Origin of the sequence: Microvirga arabica (assembly GCF_016811235.1) — a bacterium.
Lineage (GTDB): Bacteria > Pseudomonadota > Alphaproteobacteria > Rhizobiales > Beijerinckiaceae > Microvirga > Microvirga arabica.
In genome coordinates this window covers 1-3921 of record NZ_JAFBID010000154.1, presented here as the reverse complement: position 1 = coordinate 3921, position 3921 = coordinate 1, and the positions used below count along the sequence as shown (strand labels likewise).

The 3921-nt window shown below is 53.1% G+C and carries 3 protein-coding genes and 1 pseudogene; 2 read left to right on the top strand and 2 right to left on the bottom strand.

All coding sequences use genetic code 11. The annotated features are described in order from the left end of the window. Positions 1-262: helix-turn-helix domain-containing protein (locus JQC81_RS31940; RefSeq protein WP_203275784.1), on the bottom strand; the 262-nt coding region annotated here is incomplete at its 3' end. A gap of 83 nt (positions 263-345) precedes the next feature. On the opposite strand from JQC81_RS31940, the pseudogene JQC81_RS33695 reads away from it, so the two are divergent. Continuing rightward, positions 346-646 (top strand): annotated as a pseudogene (locus tag JQC81_RS33695) (transposase); the annotation flags it as partial. A 27-nt stretch (positions 647-673) separates the two neighbouring features. Here the strand turns inward: JQC81_RS33695 and JQC81_RS31935 are convergent. Beyond that, on the bottom strand, positions 674-1606 hold the full coding sequence (locus JQC81_RS31935) for an asparagine synthase-related protein (RefSeq protein ID WP_203275783.1): 933 nt from the start codon (positions 1604-1606) through the stop codon (positions 674-676). A gap of 576 nt (positions 1607-2182) precedes the next feature. Here JQC81_RS31935 and JQC81_RS31930 point away from each other — a divergent pair. Beyond that, positions 2183-3610, top strand: a complete 1428-nt coding sequence (locus JQC81_RS31930) for a lipopolysaccharide biosynthesis protein (protein WP_203275782.1) — start codon at positions 2183-2185, stop codon at positions 3608-3610. Positions 3611-3921 lie beyond the last annotated feature (311 nt).

Sequence of the window (3921 nt, the reverse complement as noted above, 5' to 3'; positions counted from 1 at the left end):
GGGCGCTCAGCTTGCAGACATTCCCCGGCGCTTTGCCGTCGATCAGACCTTCGGGACCATGGGCGTTGAAGCGCACCACCCAATCCCGCACCGTCTGCAGCCCAACCCCGCCGACCCGCGCCGCCTTGCTCCGCGTGCCGCCATCGTAGATCTCGGCCAGCGCCAGCAGCCGGCGGCTTTGCCCGGCATTGCGGGTCGCTTTAGCCAAAGCCCGCAGCCGGGCCGCATCATAGTTCTGGTGTAGCTCGATCCCTGGGCGCATGGCGAACCTCCTGGTCACCAGCATGGAATCAGACAGGCACACGCCTGAAAACCCCTAATGAGTCAGTCTTCACGCCGCTTGGTATTAACATCGTCGAGGACGTGACGCGCGCGTGCTTGGCGGCGATCCCCAACACCTCGATCTCTGGCAAGCACGTCGCCTGGGAACCGACAACCTTAATCGAGCAGCGCGGCAAACCGGGAATGCGTGTGTCCGGTAACGGCACCGAACCGACCTCGCATGCCCTTCTCGCCTGGTGCGCCGGGCACCGTATCGAGTGGCATTACATGGCCCAGGCAAACCGATGCCGAACTTCTACCTCGCCTTCGCCGCATGCTGGATGACCTGTTGAACGAGAGCCTGACTTTCGGGCTGAACCATGCTATCGAGCTAAAAACTACTCACCAGCCTCTAATACTCGCGGATCCATTGAAGAACCGAATTTACCTTGCGCCTTGTTGCGCTTGCCACGTTTCTAAGCTTCACCTCGAGCTTTACGGGATTGATAGGTATCTTTAACAGGTTCCTATCGAGGGTTCGGATAACTTCTCGCTGCAGTGCTCCGGTACATCTCTCCTCTTGCGACATCGGAACCATCAGGCTAGAGAAAAACCGCTCACAATTAACGGGTTGAACCGAGGTTCCTGGAAGGATGTCTAACGCTTGCTCTACCGCTGAGAGCCAGCCACCGAGGCGCTGATCAAGATAGAAGTTGTCCGTTAAGTCGAGCCCATTCTCGTGACTGCGGCGCCATGACAGCCAACTATCTAGAAATTGTATTACTTCAGTATCCAAGACTGAGCCGAATCGCGAACTTACTTGCGCTCCAGTCGCTTCTGAAATCGCTATGTTGCCGAGTTGATGTTGGTAGTAGCGACGTCCGATTTCGAAGCATCCCCCGCGAATCAAAGCCTCACCGTTACCTAAGAAGCGATAGGAGTTGCCAGGGATTAAGTAGCGTTGATCAGCATCATCGACGGAGTCTGCTGTATGACAGCGTAATGCAACCGCATTTCCAATGTCAGGCTCCTCCATCGGCACGACCCTATGTCGCACGCCGGCATAGCGACAAAGATCTTCTGCGACTTTCGCATCGTTCGAACCTCCGCCGGGGAAAACTTGGGTCACAGCTTCAAACTTGATGCCACTCGCCAGCAGAACCGCGAAGAGTGTGCGAGAGTCTAGGCCCCCCGTCAGTGCCAAGTAGACCGTACTATGGCATCTCTCGATCTGACTAAGCACCTGAGCCAAGCCAGACGTCAGCACGTTCCTTGCCTCGCTGAAAGAGCCAATAGGAGTTATCGGCCGTGCAAAGAATTCGACATCCAGACCCGGGATCTTCAATGTTTGGTCCCGCAAAAGACGGGATACTCCGACTACTCTGCTACCCGGACTCGGAATCCAATTCAGGCCAACTTTCCACTTGATCTGGGTTGGAATGAAGGCTTCCGTAATCTGTAGCTTGGATGCAAGAGCAGGGCTTGATGTAACGAATGGGAGATCTCTAGTTCCACCATAATACAAGGCCATCAAGCCTGCCGCATCTGTTTGGATATACGGCCAGTTTAGGATCGCAAACCGCCCCGCGAGATCGCACGTTGCAGTGCTGCTAGGATCAAGTGAGAAGCACTTTCCTACCACCAAGGTCCGACCAGCCTCAGAACCGATCCATCGGATAGGTAGATCCATGTGATGCGAGAGGATAAACCCATCAGGCAGATCGAGATGGCACCAATCCTGCCCAAATTGTTGTGGGGAACGCGTAATACAAAATTGCCGATTGTGCAGTGGAAGGCTCAACAGCTTTGCCCTCTCGCTTTCGTCTATGATGACCAACTAAATAGCTAGTCAGAGTGCTAGCTTCTCTACTTCTACTAAAGTAAACCTTAGCAAATTTTGCGCCGTGCACAAGGGAAATCCATGTCGAAAGTTGCCTTAGGGGCAGTCGCTCTCGCCACGGCGAACATCGTCAAGGTGATAGTACAAGCACTGGTCGTGCCTTTGTTGGCTCGATTTGTCACGCCGGCTGAATTTGGCCTTGTCTCTATAGCGTTGCCCTTCCTTACCTTCATAATGATATTTGGTGATGCAGGCATTGCGTTGTCCCTTCTACGTTCTAAGGCTGAATCAGAGAGCCTTTGGTCAACAGCTTTCTGGCTTGTCCTACTCGTTGGAGGAGCACTAAGCTGCCTTCTGGTATTTGTCGGGCAGATCATAGCATGGGTATTTGGTCAGCCCGTTCTCGCTACTGTCCTCTCCACACTCGCAGTTATTCCCTTTTTACAGGGACTGACCACTATTCCGTATATGAGGATCTACCAGCGGGAGCGGCTCGCCTATTTAGCGACCGTAGAGTCAGTCAGTATATTGGTTGGTGCAATTGTTTCTATATTGATGGCGGCGCTTGGCGCTGGGCTGTGGGCACTAGTTTTTCAGCAACTTGGCTACTGGTTAATCAAACTTATCGGAATCCTTATCGCAGCAGGGTTCTTGCCGAAGCTTCAGTTCAACCTGCGGCTACTCAAAGAACATGTAAAGTTCGCGCGGGATCTCATAACCTTTCGAATGATTGACTTTTTTTCACGAGGCGTCGATCCGCTGGTTGTGGGTAAGGTCTTAGGGGTGGAGGCTGCTGGCTACTTTGTGGTAGCTACACAAATAGTTCGTCTCCCAAGGATGCTACTTATAGGGCCGATCAGCACTGCGATTTATCCACGGCTCGTCCGGGTGCATAACGACCCCGCAGAACTGCGCGTTATCTTTCTGTCGTCAACCCGCATTCTTGCTGCTGTGATCTTCTCACTGATGGCCTTTGCCGCTGTCGAAAGCAAATCGATTTTCTCCATAGTCTTGTCTGAGAGATGGCTGCCCGCAGCAAACCTCTTCGCTTTCCTTGTGCCTGTGAATGCTCTCATGGCTGTGACATCATTGAATGGAACGGTCCTGATGGCTATCAATCGCACAGACGTGCAAGTTCTTACTGCTACGGAGTACACATTGTTGCGATTCGTTATCCTTTGTGCTACTGTATGGGGAGGACTTGAAGCCCTCGCTATCGGCTTTAACGTAGCATTTGGATTGTATTTCTACCGATTTATGAAGTTGTTCTTGCCCACGGTAGATTGTGGCCTCTCGCTGTTTATCGACGCGTTAGCTCGCCCTGGAGTTGTTGCTATCATCTTTGCTGGGACACACGCTGCGATCACCTGGTGGGCAGATCCCAGCTTGATTGTGCGGCTGGCGATTGCCGCAGCTCTTCTGCTTGCCTGCTGGTCGATGACGTTCCTAACGCTGCGCAGAACCTTCCTCCGCGATTTTTCGGTTCTACGTCGAAATTTCAAGGGCTAGATGTTTAGATGGGGTATTCGGCTTGAGCCCTATCTGCAACGGCAATGGTTAGAAGGCAGCGCTTCGAGCTGATGATAGCGTCAGGTTGTCCCCTCACAAGCATCAGGAAAGGGCGCGGCATGAAGCACTACGCTGGACTGGACGTCTCTCTCAAAGAGACCTCGATCTGTATCGTGGATGACTTTGACCTGCCCCTGAGATTTTCCTCCGAGTGGAGTTAGAGTCCGGCCCATCACAAGGACGGACAATGAGGCGTTCACGGTTCACGGACGAGCAGATTATTGGGATTTTGCGGGAGCAGGAGGCTGGTG